The following is a 23,954-nucleotide window of genomic DNA, read 5'->3' as shown; positions in this document are numbered from 1 at the left end:
GATTAATAAGGTTTAAACCCGACTCAAATCTAGAGCCTGTTACTGAACCTTCGAAAACTCTTCTTTAGATAGCTCGCCATTTCCGTCTGCATCTAATTGATCAAAAAGCTGTACTAGCTGCGAGTTGACTTGAGCTTCTGTTTTACTAATTACGCCGTCGCCATCAGCATCAAAAGAATCAAAATCTACCGCAGCAAACGCTGCTGAAGAAGAAGCTAGGGCTACAAGTGCTAGAGTTTTGTGTAATGTTTTCATAATCGTTTCCTTAGGCTTTGAGCCTGATTGGAGGTAAGAAGTCCTTTTCAAAGATCCTTTAGGAGTAAAGTGTTTATAAATTAATATTCAAAAAAATCATTTTCTGTCGGACCACCGCTACTTTGAACATTTAGCTCGTCAAATTGCTCTTTCACTTGCACCGACTCTACAGCCTGACTATCTGGGGCATTGTCGGTTGTGTCTAGAGTTTCAAAGTTTGTGTTTGCAAATACGACTGATGAAGAAACAATAGCCATAAGTACAAGTGTTGATTGTAGCTTTTTCATAATATAATCCTTCAATAGTATGCGATGTCCTGATATAAATTTGCTCTATAGTGCTCTCTAGGCACATCCTTGTTATTCTTTTTAATAGGCTCCCTTGCCTATTTAGGTTGTCTTTGGCAACTCAGAATTTAGATTACATCACAGAGCATTAACTACTTAAGGCTCTGAAATTAGGCCTCAGAGAACTCGTCTTCTGATAACTCACCATCTTGGTTTGTATCGAGTTCTTCAAATTTGCTTAAAAGCTCAGCATCTACTGATGCTTCGGCTTGGCTAATTGCGCCATTACCGTCTACGTCTAGCGTATCAAAATCTGTTGCTGCAAAAGCCGCTGATGAAGAAGCTAGCGCCATTAGTACTAGTGTTGATTGAAATGTTTTCATAATAGTATTCCTTCATTGGGTTGTTGCGATTAAGGCCTTTGGCTTTCATCACGTTTTGCTTAATACACTCTAGGTATTACAACTTCGGTGCCACTTTTTATTTATTATTTGAAAACAATGAGTTAAACGATATAAAACGAAAGAAGCTTAATTTGGGGAGGTGTTATTGTTGCTATTTAGCAACAGCCATTTAACTAAAAAAAATAAACCACTATAAATCAATTGGTTAAGTTTAATTAAAAAGACACATTTTTGCTAAAAAGCCAATAAGGGGGGCGTTTGGGTTAGCCCTCAAAATAAACTGAATATGAACATGGAAGTAGCTTAGGATTTATTCACATCTATTAAAAAATTAATTCCTTTATAACTAGTTAGTTACATTAATTTTGAGATTTATTATAAAAACTTTGAAAGGATATTTTGAAATTAACTGTTTTGTTGCCAAATGGCGAATTTCTCAGGAAGAATGTGCCATATGAGCTAAGTTATAGCATTGAGTTCATAACTTAATGCGCCGTAAAATATAGGTTCGCTTGAGTTAAGCAAACCTACATCGTGTATCAGCTATCTGCAAAAGTGCCGCTATTAGAGAGAGGTAAAATTACATAGATTTAAACTACTTCCACCCTTGTAGCCACTTTTGGTTATCTTTTAAATCTCGCCAACTAATTGGATATTGATTTTTTGACATAACAGCCTCAGTAATACATTCAATTACATTACCGTCTTCATCAAATTCCACCTCAACAATAATGAAGTGTTTTTCTTTATTTATAGAAGGTGTTGCGGTCCATTTACTATTCAATAATTTTTTAGGGTTTAATTTATTCATTTAATATAGCGACTCTTACTAGTAACTTTTATAAGGCAACTATACGACCCCAACACCCACTTAGTTCAGGTTACTGAGCAACTAGCTTGCCCTTATACATTTGCATTTGGCAATGAAAGTCATACTCACCGGCTTCAAGCGCAGGTAGTTTAACTGTATTGCCATCACCCATTGCTAGAGTTTTACTTATATCAAGCTGGGGAAATACCACTGTTTCGGCGCACGGTGCGCTGTCTTTTCTATCAAAGGTAAGTACAACCTCTTTGTTGACTGCCACTTTAATGTGTCCTGGCTTATAAACACCGTTATCAACAACTATCGTTACTTTGTTGTCATCACTTTGTGTTTGCTCTGGTTTGTATAGCCAAAACCAATAAATAATTGCGGCTATTAACAGTGCACCACCTATATTAATCATCAACATAATGTACTCCTTAGCTTAAATTACGATTTATTTGGTTTGAAAAAACGTAAGCGATTAGCGTTACTTACCACTGTAAGCGATGAAAGTGCCATAGCTGCACCTGCAACAACAGGGTTTAGTAGTATTCCAAAAAATGGATACAACACGCCGGCTGCAATAGGAATACCCGCCACGTTATAAATAAAGGCACCAAATAGGTTTTGTTTAATATTTGAAATAGTTGCATTACTCACTGCAATTGCATCAGCAAGACCATGTAACGAACCACGCATTAAGGTAATGTCTGCACTTTCTATTGCAACATCGGTACCTGTGCCAATTGCAAACCCTACATCGGCTTGCGCAAGTGCGGGGGCATCGTTAATACCGTCACCTGTCATACCCACTATTTCACCGTTTGCTTGGCGCTTTGTTACTTCGTTTACTTTGTCACCGGGCATTACTTCTGCAATAAAGTCATCAATACCAACTTGCTTAGCAACGGCTTGTGCAGTGGCTTTGTTGTCACCTGTTAGCATAACTAAGTGGATTCCTTTATCTTGCAGGCGTTTAATAGCTTCAACTGAATCCTCCTTGATAGGATCTGCTACTGCAATAATAGCTTGGAGCTTATTATTACCTGCAAAATACATGGGCGTTTTAGCATCACTGGCAAGTGTTTGAGCTTGCTCGGTTGCATCATCAACGGCTACATCGTATTTATCCATTAGCGCTTTATTACCAAACAACAATGTTTGCCCGTCAACACTGCCAATTACACCTTTACCTGTAATTGCATCAAAATCGGCTACTTTACTTAAAGTTAAGCCCTGCTTTTTAGCGTATGCAGTAATTGCTTCAGCCAGTGGATGCTCTGAGCTACTTTCCAGGCTTGCAACAAGTTGCATGACTGTATTTTCATCACTGTTGTTAAAGGTAACTACATCGGTAACTTGCGGTGTGCCTTGAGTAATGGTGCCTGTTTTATCTAAAATCATGGTGGTGATTTTAGATGTCGTTTGTAGCGACTCACCATTTCGAATTAATATTCCTGACTCAGCGGCTTTACCAATCCCCACCATAACCGACATAGGGGTTGCGAGTCCTAACGCACAAGGACAAGCAATAATAAGTACCGTAGTTACTGCAACAACGGCATAAGCAATTGATGGCTCAGGTCCAAAGTTTAACCATGCAAGCCCTGCAAGTACCGCAATAATCATAACTGTTGGTACAAATATTCCTGATATAACATCAGCTAAGCGCCCTATTGATGGCTTAGAGTTTTGTGCACGCTTTACCATATTGATAATATTGGCAAGTGTGGTTTCGCTACCAATGTGAGTGGCTTTAAATAATAAAGTACCACTTTTATTTATACTTCCGGCAACAACTTTATCGCCCGTTTTTTTGCGGACGGCCATTGGCTCACCAGTAAGCATTGACTCATCAACTGTACTACTGCCTTCAATAACATCGCCATCCACAGGGATTTTTTCACCCGGGCGTACGCGTACTTCATCATTTTTTACAACATCACTAATGTCGATGTCTTGCTCTTCGCCACCACGAATTACGCGTGCAGTTTTTGGTTGCAGGCCAATTAAGCGTTTAATTGCTTGTGAGGTGCGCCCACGTGCTTTTACTTCAAAAGCGAGCCCTAAACTAATTAAACCGATGATCATCGATGATGCTTCAAAATATACGTGTCTTGCGACTTGTGGTAATAAGTTTGGTGCTATTACCACAAACATTGAATACAACCACGCAGTACCTGTACCAAGCGCTATTAATGTATCCATATTGGCAGCATGGTTTTTGAATGCCTGCCATGCACCGTTGTAAAATTGTTTACCTGATATAGCCATAACCACAAGCGTGACTATACCCACTAAAAACCATGCTATTCGTTGTGTGTCGGTGGTCACACTCATGTCAAAAATAAGCCCGTATATCATTAACGGCGCACCGACTCCTAACGCTAATATCATATTACGCATTAGCTTTTTGTAATGTGCATCGTCCGACTTTGCTTTTTCATCAAGTGCATCTTGATCAGACTCGTTACTCATCGGTTTGGCTGAATAACCAATGTTTTCGACTGCTTTAATAAGCGTACTTTCGTCGGCTTTACCTTCTACGCGTACAGTACGCTCAGCAAAGTTCATTTCCACGTTTTGCGCACCTTGCACGCTATTAAGGGCTTTTTCAATTTTGGCTACACAACTGCCGCAATTAGCGCCTTCAATAATAAAGTTTTGCGCGGTGTCTTTTGTATTAGTCGTCATTACGCTGCTCCTTATTTACGGAATCGTTTATTGGATCAACAAAAGATTCTATTAAACTACACACGTCACTGGCATTTGCACCATCGGCTGATGTATCCCATTGCTCAAGGGCTGCATGCATTCTGTTTCGTAGCTTTAATGTTTCTTGAAATAGTGCTTCGGTTTCTTCTAGGCGTTTAGTAATGAGTTTGCGTGTTAAAGGACAAGGACAATTTCCCTGCTCTGACTCGCCTATAATGTGTTGAATATCTTTGAGTGAAAAACCAAGTTGACGAGAGCTAATAATAAACTTTAAACGCTGCTGGTCTTGCTTTGTATATTCTTGATAGCCATTTTCTTCACTGCGTATTGGATTAAGTAACCCAACACGCGTGTAATGACGAACAGTATCGGCAGTCACGCCCATTAACTTGGCGAGTTGTTTAACATACATAATTTGGCTCCGTCGTGTTTCAGTGGCTTCATAATAAACCTAGGTGCAACACATAGGTCAATGACTATTTTAAAGCTAATAAAATAATACCAATTCACTTAATTAAGTGACCTGTTTGAGAGAATAAAATCGTGTTGATAACAAGGCAAAGATTTTATTATTTAGTTGTTATCACTAATTGCCTTGCTTCCACGCACTCGTATATCAAAATGATTAAGTATTATTGATCATCGGCATAATGACACAAACAGAATTAACTTAAGCTGATACCGGCGCGTATTATCAGGAGGGGTGAATTCAGGAGAGAAGCGCCTAAGTAAGGCGCGTATTAATCTAAGGGCCTGTTGAACATTAGTGGTTTAACTTACAGCAGACTGTTTGGTCTTTAGGCAAGGCAGAGCCTATTTATGTGGTTATTCCCCATAAGTAGGCGATAACGCAGCATTAATACCAAACATGCGCTGCCCTTTGGGTTCCCTCTAGGGACGATTAACTCTTTGTTGCCTACATGGATGAAGATCAGGGGCGTGAGCAGGACGCGGAAGCTTTGCTCGGTTTTTGCTTATTCTTACATGGATGTATAACGCAGGAGCAGTTACCGAGCCCACTAGGTTACAAACCTCGCGCCGCAATTTAATCTTCCTTGGATTGAATAAATTCAATCCACAAAGATCTACATGCCCTAGTTTGATTCGCTACGGCTTTGCTCTAATTCGTCGCTTAGCTGCTGCGCTAAAGTTTGTATTTTAGGCATGGCATCTTTCATTAAGCTTTGAGACATTTGCATAGACTCTTGCATTACAACAGGCATTTTTTCAAGTATTTTTTGCCCGGTATCTGTCTTATAAAATGCTAACATATCAGCAATCTCTTGCTCACTAAAATGTTTGTCGTACACGCTAATCATCATCGGCTGCATTTTGGCCCAGCTCATTTCGGTTTTTAATACCGTCGTCATGTCACCATAGTATTTATCAAAAATTGCCTGTTCAGAAGGCTTAACACCCATTTGATCAGACATACCTTTCATCATACCTTCAACCTGGCCGTACATAGAATCAACCATTGAATCTAAGTTCATTACACTAATAAGTTCATCTATTTTTTGCTGTTTTGTATTTTTCTCAGCATATAAACTGCTAGAAAAAATCAGTAATGATAAAAGTAGTACCTTACCCATAATAATATCCTTTAATATAAATAATTGTTTTATAGTCACATGATTAATTAGTATTGTAAAGGGGACAGGTAATCATTAAAAAGCCGAATAAATCGCGTTTATTCGGCCTTTTATTAGTGCGCATTTGCGTTAATCGTCCTCTACATTACCGAGACCTTTAGTGCCTTCTTTAGCTTTTAGCTTATGATGAATAGCTGATTTTATTAGCATGTAACCACTAATCGGCGCCGTAATTAGTAAAAATATAGTAATGAGTATTTCTCTAACACTGAGTCCATGGCCTGAATTTACAAAATAAACCATAGCTGCGATTAACATACTTGCCATACCCAACGTTGTTGCCTTCGTTGGTCCATGCAAACGCATAAAAAAGTCAGGCAGTTTAATTAAGCCTATCGAGCCAATTAAAATAAACGTACCACCAAATAACAATAGTATTGATACAACCCATTCGCTGATCATGTTTTCACCTTATTCAATTATATCGCCGCGTAGTAAATACTTACACACTGCAACTGTACTTATAAAACCAAGCATGGCAATAAGCAGTGCTGCTTCAAAGTAAAGCCCTGTGTCCATACTTATACTGTATAAAATAATCAGTGCAATAACATTTATGTACATTGTATCGAGCGCTAAAACACGGTCAGGCACTGACGGACCAATAATCAATCGCCATAAATTAAGCAATAATGATAAGCCAATCATCGAAAAAACAATGAGTAATACGGTGTCTAACATTGAAATATCTCCTTCAGTGGAGCTTCGTAGCGTTGTTTTATTTGTTTGATAAGTGCTTCTTCATCTTTAAGGTCAAGCACATGTATTAGTAAGTAACGTTGTGTTGGCTCTTCACCTTCAGGTAACGATTCTGCAATTGGATAAACCTCTGCGCTCACTGTACCGGGTGTAAGCGATACACTACTGGCCAATATAGTAATTGGCATATCATGAGTTAAATCAATCGGTACTTTTATAAAGGCCGGGCGTAAGTTTTTAGATGGCCCAAGTATAAGCAAAGCCACCTGTAGATTCGCAACAATAATATCGTAAAGCACTATAAGTAACTGCTTTAATGCTAGTCCAGGCCTTAAAATAAGCGGTTGAGGTTCGCGAAGTGAAAAGCTTAATAGGGGTATAAATATAGCAAAAATAGTCGCTAGCACTAAGTGTCCTACCGACACGCTATTATTTAACAATAACCATACCATAAACAAAAACAGGCTACGAAATGGTGTTGGTAACCAACGAAAACGGGCTTGTAATCTCATCACATGCCTCCTTTAAGTACAGCATTAATACCGCCGCTTATATCATGTAACTGAGTAGCAGCACCTAGCATGTAGTCACTTATTGGCCCGCCAAAAATAACTAGCAATGGCGAACAAGCAAGTAAACCTATAATTACAGTTACCTGCAACGGGTGTGCATTTGCACTATCTGCGTTTTCGCTTTTTTTACTTTTATGCTCCCAAAATAAGGTCGTGCCAGCACGCGAAAGCGCTACTAATAACGCAAAGCTTGTTACTAAATATACAGGCCAAAATAGTAAAGCTTGCTCACTATTTAATGTGGCTTTAAGTATCCAAATTTTACCTACAAAGCCTGATAGTGGCGGCATACCAACTACTGTTAAAGCCGCAACAATAAAGCACACACCTAATAAAAATGGTTGTTTAACGCAGCGACCTGCTACTAGCCTGTCGCCAACTTTACCGCGCTGGATTGAAACTAAATCTGCTAATAAAAATAGTGCGGCACTAACAAGTGTTGAATGAACTAAATAATATAAAAGTGCAGCAGTGGCATTTACATTTTGTAATGCGATTAGCGCAACCAACGTTCCCACTGATACCAATACTAAGTTAGAAGTGAGTTTACGTAAGTCTTGCGCTGCCATAACACCAATAGCACCCACTATAATCGTGGCAATTGCTAAGCCCCAAAGCCAAGGCTGCGCCATATGTTCAAGCGCCCCTGCTTGTTCGCCAAATATCACAGTGTAAACACGAAGCATAGCGTAAACGCCTACTTTGGTCATAATCGCAAATAATGCAGCAACCACAGGTTTAGCGCTTGAATACGTATTTGGAAGCCATAAATGCAGAGGTAATAATGCGCCCTTTAATGCAAATACAATGAGTAGTAATAAACCACCAGCCTTTGCTAGGTATACATCATCGCCCGTAAGCTCGGATACTTTTTGCGCCATATCTGCAATATTAAGCGTACCAAGTACACCGTACAAGATACCCAAACCGATTAAAAACACGCTTGAGCCAACTAAATTCAATATTACATATTGCAGTGCAGCACGAGTGTTTTGTTTATCACCTGCATGCATTAACAATGCATAGGATGCAATCAGTAACACTTCAAAAAATACAAATAGGTTAAATAAATCGCCCGTTAAAAACGCGCCATTTACACCCAATATTAAAAAGTGGACAAGTGGATGATAAAAGCTGCCCTTTTCATCATCGCCAGCACTACCATATAAAATAGCGCCCAAACCTAAAAGTGAAGTTAACGTAACTAATAAGGTAGATAACATATCAGCAACTAAGACTATCCCAAATGGTGCAGACCAATTACCAATAGCGTAAACATTAATACCCGTATTATTAATATGTACCAGTAAAAGCACACTAATGGCAAAAGTAGCTATTGCCATTACAATTGAAACTAAGCGGCGAATTTTGACGCTTTTACCACACGGCGGCAGTAATAAAATAACTGCCGTCAGCATAGGTAATAAAATAGGTAGCGAAGCTAAATGTTGGATCATTTTTGCTCCTTATTATCTGCAGAGGTATTAGGCACATAACCATCAACATGGTCACTACCTAAATCGGCGCGCCCACGTATTGCCAAAATAACCACAAATGCGGTCATCGCAAAGCCGATTACAATAGCGGTAAGCACTAAAGCTTGAGGTAGAGGATCTGCATAATCTGATCCTGTGCCAAGCACTACTGCTTTATTAATAGTGAGACGACCTGCTGAAAACAAAAATAAGTTAACAGCGTATGAAATCATAGTAAGCCCAAGTACTACAGGGAATGTACGAGCTCTCAGCAATAAAAACACACCGCAACTGACCAATACTCCAACGCAAGATGCGTACAATAATTCCATTAAATATTTACCTCTTTTTTCTGGGTATCTGCTGTCATATTACCTAAGCTTGCTAAAATCATTAACGTAGCGCCTACAACTGTTAAGTAAACACCTAGGTCAAATGCAATCGCGCTGGCAAGCTCTGTTTTACCGACAAACGGAATATCAAAGTAGTCAAACCAAGTTGTTAAAAATGGCTTATCAAAGAACCAACTACCCACACCTGTAAACAAAGAAATACCAATGCCTGAAGCTATAATTTTGCGATAATTAACATCAAAACGTTCGTTAATCCATGCCGTACCATGCGCCATGTATTGCAAAATAAACGCGATTGATGTTACTAACCCAGCAATAAAACCACCACCAGGTAAGTTATGCCCACGTAAGAAAATATACGCAGAAACCAATAAGGCAAGCGGCAATAAACTTTGTGAAATACTCGCCAGTAATATTGGGTGACGCTCTTTAGCCCATGGGCGCCCTTCACTGTCACTTGCAGGCATAAATAATGGGATTCGAGAAAGTACTTTAAATATACCTAATGCGGCAATACCTAATACGGTAATTTCGCCAAGCGTATCAAAGCCCCTAAAGTCGACCAAAATAACGTTAACTACGTTAGTACCACCGCCACCAATCTTAGCGTTAGCAATAAAGAAGTCTGAAATTGAATCTAATGGACGTGTAAGTAATGCATAACAAATACTCGCTATAACTACACCTAGCGTAGAGGCTATGCCTAAGTCTCGAAGTACGCGTAACGAACTTGATTCTTTTGGCGTATGCTGCGGTAAAAAAAACAATGCCAGCATAAGTAAAATAATAGTAACAACCTCAACGGTTAGTTGTGTAAGTGCTAAATCAGGTGCAGAAAAACGTGTAAATACAACCGACACCATTAACCCTACAATTGAGAGCATTAACAACGATACCATTCGAGAGCGATGCCAAATAACGGTAGCAAGTGCACCAATAATCAACAAGCCAGCTCCAATTGCATTGTGCACATCAACCGGCGTAAGTGGCATGCTACCGGCAAGCTGTTGCATTTCAAATAATGGCCAACCCGCACACAGTAGTACTACTGCTAACATAATTACAAGATAGCGCTGTAGGGAACCATTTTCTGTACTATTTACCTTTGATTGACACCAAGCAACGATACTTAAAATTACACGTTCAAAGGTTTTTTTAGCATTGAGAGGTGGTAGTGATGCTTGAAATTGAAATAGATATTTACGATTAATGTAAATAAATAAGCCGCCAGCAATCGCCATTGCACTCATAAGTAGAGGTAAGTTAAACCCATGCCAGATAGCTAATTCGTACACTGGCATTTCTTTTCCAAGTACAGCTAAAGATGCCGCAGATAAAATACCGTCAATTGTAAAGTGCGGGAACATGCCCACTAATAAACAAATCACAACGAGTATTTCTATTGGTACACGCATATAACGTGGTGGTTCATGAGGCGTTCGAGGTAAATCAATCGGGTCGCCATTAAAAAATACGTCGTGAATAAAGCGGGCTGAGTACGCTACAGCGAAAGCACCTGCAACAGTTGCCAATACTGGAATTAACCACGACATAGAACCAAGCACTTGTTGATGCAGTGTTTCTGCAAAGAACATTTCTTTCGATAAGAAACCATTAAGTAGCGGAACGCCAGCCATTGCCGCTGCCGCGACCATTGCAAGTGTTGCTGTGTAAGGTAAGTATCGCCACATGCCATTTAATTTACGCATATCACGCGTGCCCGTTTCATGATCAATAATACCAACTGCCATAAATAACGATGCCTTAAAGGTTGCATGATTAATTATATGGAAAATAGCAGCAACGGTCGCAAGCTCAGTATCAAGTCCTAATAGCAGCGTTATTAAACCTAAGTGGCTTATTGTTGAATAGGCTAACAATCCTTTTAAATCGTGTTTGAATAATGCTATGTATGCACCAAACAATAGCGTTGCTAAACCTGTTAACCCTACAAGTAAAAACCAAGTATCCGTGCCAGCTAAAGCAGGATGAAAACGCGCTAACAAAAATATACCGGCTTTTACCATAGTTGCAGAATGTAAATACGCACTTACTGGAGTAGGTGCTGCCATTGCATGAGGAAGCCAAAAATGAAATGGAAATTGTGCCGATTTGGTAAACGCACCTAATAGTACCAATACCAATGCTACTTCGTATAAATCGTGAGATTGAATGATTGCTTTGCTTGCTAAAATAACATCTAGGTCGTAACTACCAACAATGTCTCCTAATAACATTAAGCCAGCAAGTAGTGCTAAGCCACCCGCCCCTGTTACTGCAAGCGCCATGCGTGCGCCCTTACGCGCTTCTGACTTATGCCACCAAAAACTAATTAATAAAAATGAACTTATACTCGTTAATTCCCAAAACAGCCACAATTGGATAACATTATTAGACATAACAATGCCAAGCATTGCGGTCATAAATAGCATTAAGTAACTATATAACTTAGCCATTGAATCGTTAGCACTGAGGTAGTAACGCGTGTAGAGGATAACGAGCAGGCCTATGCCTAAAATCATAAACATAAACAATAAACTAAGACCGTCTAACCGCAGAGATAAGTCGAGTCCTATTGACGGGATCCAAGCTAAAGAATAACGAATTGTTTCGCCCGCTAAAACTGCAGGTGCATGGTATAGAGTAATCCCCAAAGCAGTCAAAGGCGCAAGAGCCGTTAAACTAGTGCTTAAATTACGGGATAACTTACCTGTGCATGCAGAAATAACACTGCCAATTAAGGATAACAAGGGTATCCAGAGCAAAGTCATAATGTAGGGCCTTTTATAATCATAAGTTTATCAGGGCATCTCTTTTTTAATACTAAGTGATGCTTTTACTGCCTGTTTTTAAACGACATTAATGACTATAGTTATACTGAAAAACACTTATTTTGTCTATAAAAAGCGGTTCTATATGGACATTTTTCAAACAATAACTAACAATTTATTAAGCCTAAAAAAACAATTAATTAATAGTGATAATTGTTAGTTTAATATAGTCTTATTTGCAAATGTAAGCGCGCTAGAGTGACGATGAAACTTACCATTGGTCGTATCTAAATGTTTCAACCAAAGTTGCCTATACTGCGCTGAGAGACCTAACTGCTGATATTGCATAATGGACCAATTTTCACTGGGCTTATAAGCAATGCCTCCTTGCTGACAACTCTTTGCCTTATGCCAATCTGTTGGCGGCGGCTCACCATGAGAAATAAATAGGTTAGGCGCAACAAAACCTGTTTTTGCACACAACCATGCTTGCTTAGTTTTAGGCAAAGCGTATTCATCCTCAAAACCGTTAAAATGCATCAGCTCGTGCAAAAATACACTGTATTTTGCTTTTGAGTTTATTAGCATTGTTCCCTTCGTGACATTAGCCGTACCGTCTTTAGGCATCATCACTATAAAATCATAATTGTTAGGAAGCTGGTTATTAAGTTTAGATAATTGCCAGTCACAGTTTGCTATTTTACTAGTGCTACTTTTGCACTCAAGCATACCCGCAACGTAAACTGGTTTTGAAAAGCAAAAAATATTTTCACGGGGCTCTGGCTGTTTATTATAAGTATTAATAAACTCTATAAGTTTATATAAGCCACTACGATGATCGCTCATAGTCAGTACGTTAAACATACATTGCTTATTAGGTTTGCTTATATTTCTTAAAGATGAAAAACCAAGATTATGGATAAACGCTGTAGATACTTTACTCTGTGGTGTTTTTAACTGAAGTTTTAGATGATTTAGCACATCCCCTGCTGGTAATTTGTTTTTACTAGCGAGTAACTCTAAATCGCTCCAACGTAATTTCTCAAGTAACTTTGTTGCTAATATTTTACGCTCTGGGATTGTTAAGCCATTTATAGCTGAGAGCCAAAATGGTTTTGCAGTATCACTCTGACTGCTTTTAATAAGCTTAAGAGAATACATATATTGCGCTGAAGAAATTTGATTGCGAGCGAGTATAGCTAAAGAGGTCTTTGGTAACTGCTCTAGGTGGTCAGAAAAGTAAGCAGGTGAATTCCAATAACTTTGTAGAACATTGGCTTTTGTATTTAAAACATGCCAAAAGCCAATAGCGCCAAGGTGATTACTCGAGCCTGTAATTAACAAACAACATAGTAATACACCTATTAACTTAAAACGCTTAACTTGCGTCAACACCTTCCATCAACTCAAGTTCTAAACGCGCATACTTGTACTCAATAAACTCGTGTACATTGGTTGCTAGCGCAAGCCTAAAATAGTCTGATGCTAAATACAGCTCACCAGCTGCTTGATGCATTTTGGCTAAGTAAAAATAAGCTTCACATAAACGCTGCGCATATTCTTGCTCGGTTCTAACACCATCACTAATGCCAGATAAAAATGCATACTCAGTCATATCCCCCGTATAAAGAGAAATTAACTGATACGCCCATTGCGATTCATCAAGTGCTGTTGCATTAGTTTTAAGTGATTCAAGCGCTGCTGCTTTATCTTCTTGTGCACTGGCTAAGTAAACCCATAAAACACGGTATGGATCATTTGGAGAGCGGGCTAAAAACTCATCAAAGTCGTTTTTAGCAAGACCTGCTCTATCACCGTAATAAAGGGCTATGCCTCTATTTAAATAAGCATATTCATGCTCTTCATCAAGCTCAAGGGCTGAATCAAAAAACTCATAGGCTTTTTCGTATTGCTGCATAAGCGTATGTTGAATACCTAGAAAGTTATATACTTCAGCTAAATCAGGTTTAAGCTTTACTGCGCGGTTAAAATCAATACGCGAAAGAGTGGTCATACCTAAACTATCAAAAAGTACACCACGGTCATAATAAAGCTTAGCTTGTTGCTCTTCGCTTAAGTCAGCTCTATTCAATAACTCTGAGTAGCGTGCAATGGCAATTTCACTTCTAAAGTCAGAAGCTAAAGGTGCAGTAAATGGCACATTAACAATCGGGGTTGGTTCTGATTCGGTTGTAGTTTGGCAAGCGCTTAAAGACAAAATAGCAAAAGATGCCAAAGCTAAATGTTTGAGTATCATTAAAATCCTTAATACCAAGATATATCGCGATTAATATAAGACAGACCTTGTCCAATAAGGTTTCATTAAAGCATAAAAAAAGGGGCTAAACAGCCCCTTTTTTATCATCTAGCTAATATAACTAGATTAATAAGTTAGCAATTACGCGTCAGTTGGCGCGTCAACAGCTGGTGCTGCAGATTCCATTGCTTCTTTAATACTTAGACGTACACGGCCTTGGCGATCTACTTCTAGTACTTTAACTTTAACTTCTTGACCTTCAGAAAGGTGATCAGCCACGTTGTTAACGCGCTCAGTACTAATTTGAGAAATATGTACTAGACCATCTTTACCTGGAAGAATGTTTACAAATGCACCGAAGTCAACAATACGTACAACTTTACCTTCGTAGATAGTACCTACTTCTAGTTCAGCTGTTAATTGCTCAATACGGCTAATGGCATTAGCTGCACTTTCGCCATCTGTAGCGGCAATTTTAATTGTACCGTCGTCACCGATTTCAATCGTTGTACCAGTTTCTTCAGTAAGTTGACGAATAGTTGCGCCACCTTTACCAATAACTTCAGCGATTTTCTTCTGTGGGATTTTCATCGTGTAGATACGAGGAGCAAACATTGATAGCTCTTCAGAAGGAGCAGAAATCGCTTCGTCCATCACTTCTAGAATGTGTAAACGTGCAGCTTTAGCTTGTTTAAGCGCAATTTGCATGATTTCTTGAGTGATACCTTCAATTTTGATATCCATTTGAAGTGCAGTAATACCCGCAGCAGTACCCGCAACTTTAAAGTCCATGTCACCTAAGTGATCTTCATCACCTAAGATGTCAGAAAGAACAACGAATTTTTCGTCTTCTTTAACTAGACCCATCGCAATACCCGCAACAGATGCTTTAATTGGAACGCCAGCATTCATAAGTGCAAGTGAAGTACCACACACAGAAGCCATTGAAGATGAACCGTTTGATTCAGTAATTTCCGATACTACACGGATTGAATATGGGAATTCAGTCAGTGTTGGCATTACAGCAGCAATACCACGCTTAGCAAGGTTACCATGGCCGATTTCACGACGCTTAGGAGAACCAACAAAACCAGTTTCACCTACACAGAATGGAGGGAAGTTATAGTTAAGCATAAAGTGGTTTTTATGAGTACCAGTTAAATCGTCGATTAACTGTGAATCACGTTCTGTACCAAGAGTAGCTGTTACTAACGCTTGAGTTTCGCCACGAGTAAATATAGCAGAACCGTGAGTACGCGGTAATACGCCAGTCATTACATCTAGTGCACGAATCATATCTGGTTCACGACCATCGATACGTTTTTCGCCAGCAGCGATACGGCCACGAACGATTTTCTTCTCAAGTGAACCGAAGATTTTACCAACTTCTTGCTTGTCTAAAGACTCGCCTTCAGCAAGTTCAGCTGTTAATACTGCAACAACTTCGTCCTTCGCTTCGCCAAGTGCTTCTTTACGCGCTACTTTATCAGTGATTAAGTAAGCTGTGCCTACTTTATCAGCAGCAATTGCTGCTACTTTATCTTCTAGTGCAACGTTTTTAGCTGGTGCAGTCCAATCCCAAGTAGGCTTGCCTGCTTCTGCTTTAAATTCTTCGATTGCAGTGATGATCGCTTGAGATTGCTCATGACCATATACAACAGCGCCAAGCATTACGTCTTCTGCAAGTACGTTAGCTTCTGATTCAACCATAAGTACCGCTTTATCAGTACCGGCTACTACTAAATCAAGTTGGCTTTCTTCAAGCTCTTTCAATGTAGGGTTAAGTACGTATTCGCCGTTGATGTAACCAACGCGAGATGCACCAATTGGACCACTGAACGGGATACCTGAGATAGCAAGTGCTGCTGAAGTACCAATCATTGCAACCATATCAGGTTGGATTTCAGGGTTAACAGAAACAACAGTCGCAATAACTTGTACTTCGTTTACAAAACCGCTTGGGAAAAGTGGACGAATTGGACGGTCAATAAGACGTGCAATAAGAGTTTCGCCATCGTTAGGACGACCTTCACGCTTTAAGAAACCACCTGGGATACGACCAGCAGCGTACATACGCTCTTGGTAGTTAACTGTTAGTGGGAAAAAGTCTTGACCAGGTTGTGCTTCACGCTTACCAACAACAGTTACTAAAACTGAAGTGTCGCCAATGCTTGCAAGTACAGCGCCGTCTGCTTGACGAGCGATTGCACCAGTTTCTAGAGTCACTGTATGTTGACCTAGTTTGAATTCTTTAATAATTGCTTGCACTTAAAATATTCCTTAAATGTATTCTAATAAGTTGTCATCAAAGTACCAATTACAGTACATAATTGTATTCAGTTGGAAATCAATTAAGTACTACAATTGGCAATGATGTGAATAAGCGTAGATAAACCTTTTTATCTACGCGCATAGTATATACCAAAGCTACTTCAAAATGCGAGTCTAGGGTGTGTTGATCTTTGCGGGTTGAAATTTGTTCAATCTAACGACTAGATTTCAGCTGGGCTTATTTAGCGGTTAAATACAAAAGCTCTTGGTAAGCTATGAAATGGGGGTTTTATATTGCAATTCAATAGGTTTAAGAATTTTCTTAATTTGAAAACACAAATTTTAGGCACAAAAAAAGGAGCTAAAAAGCTCCTTTTTCTATAATCTAGTTCTTAGCGACGTAGGCCAAGTTCTTTGATTAACGCAGTATAACTAGTGATGTCTTTACCTTTAAGGTAATCAAGTAGTTTACGGCGAGTGCTTACTTTACGAAGCAGACCACGACGTGAGTGGAAGTCATGCTTGTGATCAGCAAAGTGACCTTGAAGCTTGTTGATATCATAAGTAAGTAATGCTACTTGTACTTCTGATGAACCTGTATCGCCTTCTGCACGTGCAAATTTAGCAATGATATCGATTTTTTCTTGATTGCTTAGTGACATAGTAACTCCAAAAATTAAATTTAAAAGGTGTCTTAGCCGATCACTAATTCAGCCAAAACGATTAAGCGGGCGTATTCTACCAACTGTGGGAATAACTACAAGTTAATTATCCCCATCTACAACTATTAAGCCATTGTTAGGCACATTAGTTGCTTATTCCGGTTTCACGTAATCGTCTTGCTGACTAGCAAGACCACGTTTAACCTTTAAATGACCATTTGAGTTACGCTCACCGGTTCCAATAAACACACCATCAGCAACTACTTTAATAGCACCTTCAGGCAAAGGTTTTGGTAACTCAACTGCTTGTCCGTGGCTAAATACCCAGCCTTCGTCTTTTGAAATTTCAATGACAGGTAAGTCAGTTAAAGCAGTATCAATTGGTAGTAGCAGCGAGTCTAAATAAGTAGAAGGTGCAAGCTCTTCTTCTTTCGCTTTAGCAAGTAATGCTTCAATTTCATCAAGCGAGACCATTTTATCTGCCGGGTACTGACCAACAGCAGTTCTGTGAAGCATTATAACGTGTGCGCCACACCCTAGGTTTTCGCCTAAATCATCAACGATTGTACGAATGTACGTCCCTTTAGATACATGGGCCGTCATCTGTAATACGTTACTTTCTTCATCAAATTCGTCAAACGATAAGCTAAACACGTTTATTTTTCTGCATTTTCGAGGTACTTCAATACCTTCGCGTGCGTACTTATATAACGGTCTACCTTGGTACTTAAGTGCCGAGTACATTGACGGATATTGATCAGACTCACCAACAAAAGCAGCTATTTCTTTTGTTAGCTGTTCACGCGTTACGTTCACATCTTTAGTACTAACAATTTCGCCATCAGAATCTGATGTTGTTGTACGCTCACCCAGTTGTGCACGAACGATATAAGTTTTATCTGTATCAAGTAGAAACTGCGTAAACTTAGTCGCCTCACCAAAGCAAATTGGCAGCATACCTGTAGCAAGTGGATCTAAAGCACCTGTATGCCCTGCTTTTTGCGCAAAATAGACGCTCTTTGCTTGCTGTAATGCTTTATTTGATGAAATGCCTTCAGGTTTGTTTAACAACAAAATACCGTCAACTGCACGGCCTTTACTGCGCTTTGCCATCTGTATCAGTGCCTTCTTCGCTATCTGTATCGTCTACGTGCTCAGTACCTTCTTCGCTATCTGAAATATCAGCAGCATCAACACTTTCTACGTCTTCATCAACATGCTTTGCGTTATCTTCGCGGATAATAGAATCCACTAAGTTAGAAATACGCATACCTTCCATTAATGAGTTATCAACGACAAACTTTAACTCAGGCATTATACGTGCACGAATACGCTTACCAAGTAACGAGCGAATATAGCCCGTTGCTTCATTAAGTACTTTTGCGCTTTGCTTTGCTGCATCTTCATCTTGCGTGTTAAACACCGTGATGAAAATCTTGGCATAAGATAAATCGCGCGATACTTCTACCGCTGACACTGTCACCATACCTAAGCGTGGATCTTTAATTTCGCGTTGTAAAATTACAGCAATCTCTTTTTGGATTTGCTGTGCAACACGATCAGTGCGAGAAAATTCTCTCATTATACTTGTCCTAAAATAATAACTTATTGAAATTAAATAATAAGTTAACTAAATAATGGATATGCAAATGGGGGCTAAGCCCCCATTTAAAATCTTAGCGTAGGGTGTGTAGAACGTTCGGGCGTTAACCTGAGCGTTCAATACTCCCTAGTAACAATTATAGAGTACGTTGTACTTCAACTGTTTCAAATACTTCGATTTGGTCACCAACACGTACGTCATTGTAGTTCTTAACGCCGATACCACATTCCATGCCGTTACGAACATCAGCAACATCGTCTTTAAAGCGACGAAGTGACTCAAGTTCACCTTCATAGATAACAACGTTTTCACGTAATACACGGATTGGAGCGCTACGTTTGATAACACCTTCAGTAACCATACAACCAGCGATTGCGCCAATTTTTGGAGACTTGAATACGTCACGAACTTGAGCAAGACCAATAATTTCTTGCTTAAACTCTGGCGCTAACATACCTGACATTGCTTGTTTAACTTCGTCAATCAAGCTGTAGATTACGCTGTAGTAACGTAGGTCTAAGTTTTCAGTCTCAATAACTTTACGAGCTGAAGCATCAGCACGAACGTTAAAGCCAACTACAATTGCGTTAGACGCTGCAGCTAGTGTTGCATCAGTTTCGGTAATACCACCAACACCTGAACCAACAATCTTCACTTTCACTTCATCAGTAGAAAGTTTAGTTAGTGAATCAGAGATTGCTTCGATAGAACCTTGAACGTCTGCTTTAAGTACCACGTTAACTTCAGAAACATCGCCTTCAGTCATGTTAGTAAACATGTTTTCAAGCTTAGCTTTTTGTTGACGTGCTAGTTTAACATCGCGGAACTTACCTTGACGGTATAAAGCAACTTCACGCGCTTTACGCTCATCTTTAACTACAGTCGCTTCGTCGCCTGCAGCTGGAATACCAGAAAGACCTAAAATCTCAACTGGAATAGATGGACCAGCTGACTTAATGTCTTTACCGTTTTCATCGCGCATTGCACGAACACGGCCATACTCAAGACCACATAATACAATGTCACCTTGGTTAAGCGTACCAGATTGAACAAGTACTGATGCTACTGGACCACGGCCTTTATCAAGACGAGATTCAATAACAACACCCGCAGCCATACCTTCAGTAGGTGCAGAAAGTTCTAAAAGTTCAGATTGGTTCAATACTGCTTCAAGAAGGTCATCAATACCTAAGCCAGTTTTAGCTGAGATATGAACGTACTGCGTATCGCCGCCCCATTCTTCTGGAATAACGTCAAGTACAGCAAGTTCGTTTTTAACGCGATCTGGATCTGCGCCTTCTTTATCCATTTTGTTTACAGCAATGATTAAAGGAACGCCAGCTGCACGTGCGTGCTGTACCGCTTCTTTAGTTTGTGGCATTACACCATCATCTGCTGCAACCACTAGGATTACAATATCTGTCGCTTTAGCACCACGAGCACGCATTGAAGTAAATGCAGCATGTCCTGGTGTGTCTAAAAACGTGATCATGTGACCATTTACGTCTACGTGGTATGCACCAATATGCTGTGTAATACCACCAGCTTCGCCAGAAGCAACTTTCGCAGAACGAATGTAATCAAGAGTCGATGTTTTACCGTGGTCAACGTGACCCATTACAGTTACTACTGGAGCACGCGGCTCTGACTTACCATCTTCATGGCGGTCATTAAGTACTGTTTGCTCTAATTCGTTTTCTTTAACAATGATAACCTTGTGACCCATTTCTTCTGCAACTAGTTGTGCAGCTTCTTGGTCGATCACTTGGTTAATAGTAACCATGTCACCCATTTTCATCATTGTTTTAACAACTTCAGCGCCTTTAACTGCCATGCGTGATGCAAGCTCAGCTACTGTAATTGTTTCGCTAATACGCACTTCATTTTTAACATCAACAGTTGGTTTTTGGAAACCATGTTGTAATGATGCTGGTGCTTTTAACTTAGACTTGTTACGGCCTCTTGACGCTGCAAATTTATCTTTTGCTGGCGCTTTCTTCTTTTTCTTAGCACGGCGAGTACCTTGCTCATCACGAGCATCGGCAACATCTTCTGCTTCACGTGCATAAGTAGAAGTCGTAAGATGGTGATCCGCTGTTTCTTCGCGTTTCTTACGTTCTTCTTCTTCTTTCTTCCAGCGTGCCGAGTTCTCTTCAGCTAGCTTTCTTGCTTCTTCTGCTTGACGTTTCGCTTCTTCTTCAGCTTTCTTCAATGCGGCCTCTTCTGCTTCTTTTTGCAGACGCTCAGCTTCTATGCGATCTTTCTCAGACTTAGCACTTTGCTCTGGGGTCATCTGCTTTTGTTTCGCTTTACGCTCTGCATCAGCTTTGCGTTTAGCTTCTTCTTTGGCTTTACGGTCAGCTTCTTCTTTCGCTTTGCGCTCTGCCTCTTGTTTCGCCTTTAATTCTGCAGCTTCTTGGTCAGCTTTTTGCTGCTGTTCAAGACGCACTTTTTCTTCTGCAGCTAAGCGTGCTTGCTCTTGTTCTTGTTCCATTGCGCTTTTTTTCACGTATGTACGTGTTTTGCGAACTTCAACTTGAACGTCTTTAGCTTTACCCGTAGAACCCGTTACACTTAAAGTGCTTTTGCTCTTACGTTGCAAAGTCATGCGCGCTGGGCCATCTGAACCTGCGCCGCCATGATGCTTGCTTAAATGATCAAGTAACGTTGCTTTTTCAGCTTCTGTTACGTTATCAGTTGCTTGCTTAGTGATACCTGCTTGTGAAAACTGCTGTAGCAATTTATCAACAGTTGTACCTATATCGCCGGCTAGTTTTTCAACATTTACTTCTGCCATAGTGTGTAATACCTCCGTTAATAAATTACTCGTCTGCAAACCAACAAATGTTTCGTGCAGCCATAATCAGTTCACCTGCTTTTTCAGATGAAAGTTCTGTGATATCAACTAATTCGTCAATACCTTGCTCTGCCAAGTCTTCAAGTGTAACAACACCCTTGCTTGCCATAACAAATGCTAAGTGACGTTCTAAGCCTTCAAGCGCAAGTAAGTCTTCAGCTGGCTCTGCGCCATCTAAGCTTTCTTCCGTTTTAAGTGCTTTAGTTGTCAATGCATCTTTTGCGCGTGAGCGCAGTAAATCCACAGTCTCTTCATCAAGACCATCAATTTCTAAAAATTCAGACGCTGGCACATACGCCACTTCTTCAAGTGTCGAGAAACCTTCGTTGATAAGTAATGATGCAAACTCATCATCAATTTCTAAATTTTCAGTGAATAAGTTAAGTAACTTATCAGATTCAGCTTCATTTTTAGTACGCATGTCTTCAACAGTCATTACGTTTAGTTCCCAGCCAGTTAACTGGCTTGCTAAACGAACGTTTTGACCATTACGACCAATTGCTTGCGCTAGGTTATCAGCTTCTACAGCGATATCCATTGAGTGAGTGTCTTCATCCATTACGATTGAAGCAACTTCTGCTGGTGCCATTGCGTTAATAACAAATTGTGCTGGGTTGTCATCGTAAAGTACGATATCAACACGTTCACCACCAAGCTCTGACGATACAGCCTGAACTCGTGCGCCACGCATACCAACACATGCACCAATTGGATCAATGCGTTTGTCGTTAGATTTAACGGCAATTTTAGCGCGTGAACCTGGATCACGTGCAGCGGCACGTAATTCAATCATCTCTTCGCCAATTTCTGGCACCTCAATGCGGAATAATTCCATTAGCATTTCAGGTTTAGAGCGCGTTACAAATAATTGTGCACCGCGTGCTTCTGGCTTAACTTCATATAAAAGACCACGGATACGGTCACCCGGGCGGAAGTTTTCACGTGGTAACATGTCATCACGGTAAATTACCGCTTCTGCGTTGTTACCTAAATCAAGTACGATTGCATCGCGAGTTGCTTTTTTAACAACACCCGTTACTAGCTCGCCTTCTTGATCTTTGTATGCTTCAACAACTAAAGCGCGCTCAGCTTCACGTACTTTCTGTACGATAACTTGCTTGGCCATTTGTGTTGTAATACGGTCAAATTTGATTGAGTCGATTTGCTCTTCAACATAATCACCCATTTGCAAATCAGGTTCTTCAACCTGCGCTGCTTCTAGAGTGATTTCGCTGTAAGGATTCTCTAAAGAACCGTCTTCTAATACAGCGGCAATCTGCCAACGACGGAACGTGTCGTAATCACCGGTTTTACGGTCAATTGCTACACGCACTTCAATTTCGCCATCGTGTTTTTTCTTTGTCGCTGTCGCTAAAGCGAACTCTAGAGCTTCAAAAATCTTTTCTTTTGGAACCGCTTTCTCATTGGAAACGGCTTCAGCAACCAATAATATCTCTTTTGCCATGGGTAATGCCTCGCTTGCCCTATTCCTTCGCACTCGAATTTAAAACTTCGCGATTAAATTCGCACGTTCGATGTTACTAAGCATGATCAGATGCTCTTCACCATCGCTAGATAGTGTGATCATATCGCTGCTAACTGCTACTAAGTCGCCTTTAAAATTACGACGACCATCCTGTGGAAGTTTGGTACGCACGCGTACTTCCTCTCCTTGCGCCTGCTCGTAGTGATCTTGTTTGAATAATAGACGATCAACACCAGGAGACGATACTTCCAAATCATATTCATTTGTAATTGGGTCTTCGACGTCTAAAATCGCACTAATTTGGCGACTTGCATCCGCACAGTTATCAACTGAGATCCCATCCTCATGAGCAATATATACTCTTAAGGTAGAATGGCGACCCGCTTGCACAAATTCAAGACCATGCAACTCAAAGCCTAACATTTCTACCGCAGGCGTTAACATGGTTACTAAATCTTGTTCAAGTTTTGTCACGAAAATCCTCCATACAAACAAAAAAAGGGCTTATAGCCCTAAAATACTGAGTTTAAATTTTAATTTGATGACAATTGCCACAAATCATAAGGTGCAGATACAACAACGCCCCGAACCAAGCGGGGCGTCACACCAATAAAGCATAAAACTGTGTGGCCTAGGGCCAAGCTTGGTTGCGAGTCAGTAAACTGACCTAATTAAACTACATAGCCTAAAACGCAAAACGCGCATTACTTAGAATGCGCGATATAAATTAGTAAGGTAATACCTACTAGTAGAATTGGTTGCGGGAGCCGGATTTGAACCGACGACCTTCGGGTTATGAGCCCGACGAGCTACCAGACTGCTCCATC

23 protein-coding genes are annotated in these 23,954 nt (G+C 40.1%); all 23 read right to left on the bottom strand.

Annotation, left to right across the window (positions count from 1 at the left end):
* Window positions 1-39 precede the first annotated feature (39 nt).
* The 23 genes from I6E80_RS14605 to rimP all read right to left on the bottom strand — a co-directional run bounded on the left by I6E80_RS14605 (window position 40) and on the right by rimP (window position 23,601).
* Complete coding sequence (locus I6E80_RS14605) at window positions 40-255, bottom strand: EF-hand domain-containing protein (protein WP_076924807.1); 216 nt, start codon at window positions 253-255, stop codon at window positions 40-42.
* An 80-nt stretch (window positions 256-335) separates the two neighbouring features.
* Window positions 336-542, bottom strand: a complete 207-nt coding sequence (locus I6E80_RS14600; RefSeq protein WP_076924806.1) for a calmodulin — start codon at window positions 540-542, stop codon at window positions 336-338.
* Between the two features lie 170 nt (window positions 543-712).
* The gene (locus I6E80_RS14595; RefSeq protein WP_024605574.1) at window positions 713-925 is read right to left on the bottom strand and encodes a calmodulin; all 213 of its coding nucleotides are present in this window, start codon (window positions 923-925) and stop codon (window positions 713-715) included.
* Window positions 926-1,541: 616 nt separating this feature from the next.
* On the bottom strand, window positions 1,542-1,757 hold the full coding sequence (locus I6E80_RS14590) for a TIGR02450 family Trp-rich protein (RefSeq protein ID WP_007585532.1): 216 nt from the start codon (window positions 1,755-1,757) through the stop codon (window positions 1,542-1,544).
* Between the two features lie 70 nt (window positions 1,758-1,827).
* Entirely contained in the window at window positions 1,828-2,181 is a 354-nt protein-coding gene (locus I6E80_RS14585) for a cupredoxin domain-containing protein (RefSeq protein WP_197185856.1), read from the bottom strand.
* Between the two features lie 20 nt (window positions 2,182-2,201).
* On the bottom strand, window positions 2,202-4,448 hold the full coding sequence (locus I6E80_RS14580; protein ID WP_197185855.1) for a heavy metal translocating P-type ATPase: 2,247 nt from the start codon (window positions 4,446-4,448) through the stop codon (window positions 2,202-2,204).
* Window positions 4,438-4,881, bottom strand: coding sequence for a MerR family transcriptional regulator (locus I6E80_RS14575; protein ID WP_076924803.1), 444 nt, complete (start codon window positions 4,879-4,881; stop codon window positions 4,438-4,440). The genes I6E80_RS14580 and I6E80_RS14575 overlap by 11 nt, the downstream gene beginning before the upstream one ends.
* A 682-nt stretch (window positions 4,882-5,563) precedes the next feature.
* Window positions 5,564-6,061: a DUF2059 domain-containing protein gene (locus tag I6E80_RS14570; protein ID WP_197185854.1), complete on the bottom strand. Its 498-nt coding sequence runs from the start codon at window positions 6,059-6,061 to the stop codon at window positions 5,564-5,566.
* 129 nt (window positions 6,062-6,190) lie between these two features.
* Window positions 6,191-6,523: a Na+/H+ antiporter subunit G gene (locus I6E80_RS14565; RefSeq protein ID WP_182712231.1), complete on the bottom strand. Its 333-nt coding sequence runs from the start codon at window positions 6,521-6,523 to the stop codon at window positions 6,191-6,193.
* A gap of 9 nt (window positions 6,524-6,532) precedes the next feature.
* Complete coding sequence (locus I6E80_RS14560; protein WP_007378493.1) at window positions 6,533-6,802, bottom strand: K+/H+ antiporter subunit F; 270 nt, start codon at window positions 6,800-6,802, stop codon at window positions 6,533-6,535.
* Window positions 6,796-7,332 carry a Na+/H+ antiporter subunit E gene (locus I6E80_RS14555; RefSeq protein WP_024598208.1) on the bottom strand — a complete coding sequence of 179 codons (537 nt, stop codon included), beginning with the start codon at window positions 7,330-7,332 and terminating at the stop codon, window positions 6,796-6,798. Before I6E80_RS14555 ends, I6E80_RS14560 begins: the two co-directional genes overlap by 7 nt.
* Complete coding sequence (locus I6E80_RS14550) at window positions 7,332-8,849, bottom strand: monovalent cation/H+ antiporter subunit D (protein WP_170072132.1); 1,518 nt, start codon at window positions 8,847-8,849, stop codon at window positions 7,332-7,334. Before I6E80_RS14550 ends, I6E80_RS14555 begins: the two co-directional genes overlap by 1 nt.
* Window positions 8,846-9,199 carry a Na+/H+ antiporter subunit C gene (locus tag I6E80_RS14545; protein ID WP_024598206.1) on the bottom strand — a complete coding sequence of 118 codons (354 nt, stop codon included), beginning with the start codon at window positions 9,197-9,199 and terminating at the stop codon, window positions 8,846-8,848. The genes I6E80_RS14550 and I6E80_RS14545 overlap by 4 nt, the downstream gene beginning before the upstream one ends.
* Window positions 9,199-11,991, bottom strand: a complete 2,793-nt coding sequence (locus I6E80_RS14540) for a monovalent cation/H+ antiporter subunit A (RefSeq protein ID WP_024598205.1) — start codon at window positions 11,989-11,991, stop codon at window positions 9,199-9,201. The genes I6E80_RS14545 and I6E80_RS14540 overlap by 1 nt, the downstream gene beginning before the upstream one ends.
* A 216-nt stretch (window positions 11,992-12,207) precedes the next feature.
* The gene (locus tag I6E80_RS14535; RefSeq protein WP_197185853.1) at window positions 12,208-13,383 is read right to left on the bottom strand and encodes a hypothetical protein; all 1,176 of its coding nucleotides are present in this window, start codon (window positions 13,381-13,383) and stop codon (window positions 12,208-12,210) included.
* Entirely contained in the window at window positions 13,370-14,248 is an 879-nt protein-coding gene (nlpI, locus tag I6E80_RS14530; protein ID WP_024598203.1) for a lipoprotein NlpI, read from the bottom strand. Before nlpI ends, I6E80_RS14535 begins: the two co-directional genes overlap by 14 nt.
* A 141-nt stretch (window positions 14,249-14,389) precedes the next feature.
* Complete coding sequence (gene pnp / locus I6E80_RS14525; RefSeq protein ID WP_197185852.1) at window positions 14,390-16,516, bottom strand: polyribonucleotide nucleotidyltransferase; 2,127 nt, start codon at window positions 16,514-16,516, stop codon at window positions 14,390-14,392.
* A gap of 395 nt (window positions 16,517-16,911) precedes the next feature.
* The gene (gene rpsO, locus I6E80_RS14520; RefSeq protein ID WP_002958490.1) at window positions 16,912-17,181 is read right to left on the bottom strand and encodes a 30S ribosomal protein S15; all 270 of its coding nucleotides are present in this window, start codon (window positions 17,179-17,181) and stop codon (window positions 16,912-16,914) included.
* 153 nt (window positions 17,182-17,334) lie between these two features.
* Entirely contained in the window at window positions 17,335-18,294 is a 960-nt protein-coding gene (truB, locus tag I6E80_RS14515; RefSeq protein ID WP_076924798.1) for a tRNA pseudouridine(55) synthase TruB, read from the bottom strand.
* Complete coding sequence (gene rbfA / locus I6E80_RS14510; RefSeq protein WP_024598200.1) at window positions 18,278-18,763, bottom strand: 30S ribosome-binding factor RbfA; 486 nt, start codon at window positions 18,761-18,763, stop codon at window positions 18,278-18,280. The genes truB and rbfA overlap by 17 nt, the downstream gene beginning before the upstream one ends.
* 157 nt (window positions 18,764-18,920) lie before the next feature.
* The gene (gene infB / locus I6E80_RS14505; RefSeq protein ID WP_024598199.1) at window positions 18,921-21,581 is read right to left on the bottom strand and encodes a translation initiation factor IF-2; all 2,661 of its coding nucleotides are present in this window, start codon (window positions 21,579-21,581) and stop codon (window positions 18,921-18,923) included.
* Between the two features lie 25 nt (window positions 21,582-21,606).
* A complete protein-coding gene (nusA, locus tag I6E80_RS14500) occupies window positions 21,607-23,106 on the bottom strand; it encodes a transcription termination factor NusA (RefSeq protein WP_007585502.1) in 1,500 nt (499 codons plus the stop codon).
* 39 nt (window positions 23,107-23,145) lie between these two features.
* Window positions 23,146-23,601, bottom strand: coding sequence for a ribosome maturation factor RimP (rimP, locus tag I6E80_RS14495; RefSeq protein ID WP_024598198.1), 456 nt, complete (start codon window positions 23,599-23,601; stop codon window positions 23,146-23,148).
* Window positions 23,602-23,954 lie beyond the last annotated feature (353 nt).

This window comes from Pseudoalteromonas sp. NSLLW218, from assembly GCF_015864775.1.
Taxonomy (GTDB): domain Bacteria; phylum Pseudomonadota; class Gammaproteobacteria; order Enterobacterales; family Alteromonadaceae; genus Pseudoalteromonas.
Note: the sequence above shows the minus strand (reverse complement) of the source record. Positions and strands in the feature narration are given on the sequence as shown.

Excerpts from the sequence above, each read along its gene's own strand:
- I6E80_RS14605 (WP_076924807.1), bottom strand. The coding sequence starts at position 255 with ATGAAAACATTACACAAAACTCTAGCACTTGTAGCCCTAGCTTCTTCT.
- I6E80_RS14600 (WP_076924806.1), bottom strand. The coding sequence starts at position 542 with ATGAAAAAGCTACAATCAACACTTGTACTTATGGCTATTGTTTCTTCA.
- I6E80_RS14595 (WP_024605574.1), bottom strand. The coding sequence starts at position 925 with ATGAAAACATTTCAATCAACACTAGTACTAATGGCGCTAGCTTCTTCA.
- I6E80_RS14590 (WP_007585532.1), bottom strand. The coding sequence starts at position 1,757 with ATGAATAAATTAAACCCTAAAAAATTATTGAATAGTAAATGGACCGCA.
- I6E80_RS14585 (WP_197185856.1), bottom strand. The coding sequence starts at position 2,181 with ATGTTGATGATTAATATAGGTGGTGCACTGTTAATAGCCGCAATTATT.
- I6E80_RS14580 (WP_197185855.1), bottom strand. The coding sequence starts at position 4,448 with ATGACGACTAATACAAAAGACACCGCGCAAAACTTTATTATTGAAGGC.
- I6E80_RS14575 (WP_076924803.1), bottom strand. The coding sequence starts at position 4,881 with ATGTATGTTAAACAACTCGCCAAGTTAATGGGCGTGACTGCCGATACT.
- I6E80_RS14570 (WP_197185854.1), bottom strand. The coding sequence starts at position 6,061 with ATGGGTAAGGTACTACTTTTATCATTACTGATTTTTTCTAGCAGTTTA.
- I6E80_RS14565 (WP_182712231.1), bottom strand. The coding sequence starts at position 6,523 with ATGATCAGCGAATGGGTTGTATCAATACTATTGTTATTTGGTGGTACG.
- I6E80_RS14560 (WP_007378493.1), bottom strand. The coding sequence starts at position 6,802 with ATGTTAGACACCGTATTACTCATTGTTTTTTCGATGATTGGCTTATCA.
- I6E80_RS14555 (WP_024598208.1), bottom strand. The coding sequence starts at position 7,332 with ATGAGATTACAAGCCCGTTTTCGTTGGTTACCAACACCATTTCGTAGC.
- I6E80_RS14550 (WP_170072132.1), bottom strand. The coding sequence starts at position 8,849 with ATGATCCAACATTTAGCTTCGCTACCTATTTTATTACCTATGCTGACG.
- I6E80_RS14545 (WP_024598206.1), bottom strand. The coding sequence starts at position 9,199 with ATGGAATTATTGTACGCATCTTGCGTTGGAGTATTGGTCAGTTGCGGT.
- I6E80_RS14540 (WP_024598205.1), bottom strand. The coding sequence starts at position 11,991 with ATGACTTTGCTCTGGATACCCTTGTTATCCTTAATTGGCAGTGTTATT.
- nlpI (WP_024598203.1), bottom strand. The coding sequence starts at position 14,248 with ATGATACTCAAACATTTAGCTTTGGCATCTTTTGCTATTTTGTCTTTA.
- rpsO (WP_002958490.1), bottom strand. The coding sequence starts at position 17,181 with ATGTCACTAAGCAATCAAGAAAAAATCGATATCATTGCTAAATTTGCA.
- truB (WP_076924798.1), bottom strand. The coding sequence starts at position 18,294 with ATGGCAAAGCGCAGTAAAGGCCGTGCAGTTGACGGTATTTTGTTGTTA.
- rbfA (WP_024598200.1), bottom strand. The coding sequence starts at position 18,763 with ATGAGAGAATTTTCTCGCACTGATCGTGTTGCACAGCAAATCCAAAAA.
- infB (WP_024598199.1), bottom strand. The coding sequence starts at position 21,581 with ATGGCAGAAGTAAATGTTGAAAAACTAGCCGGCGATATAGGTACAACT.
- nusA (WP_007585502.1), bottom strand. The coding sequence starts at position 23,106 with ATGGCAAAAGAGATATTATTGGTTGCTGAAGCCGTTTCCAATGAGAAA.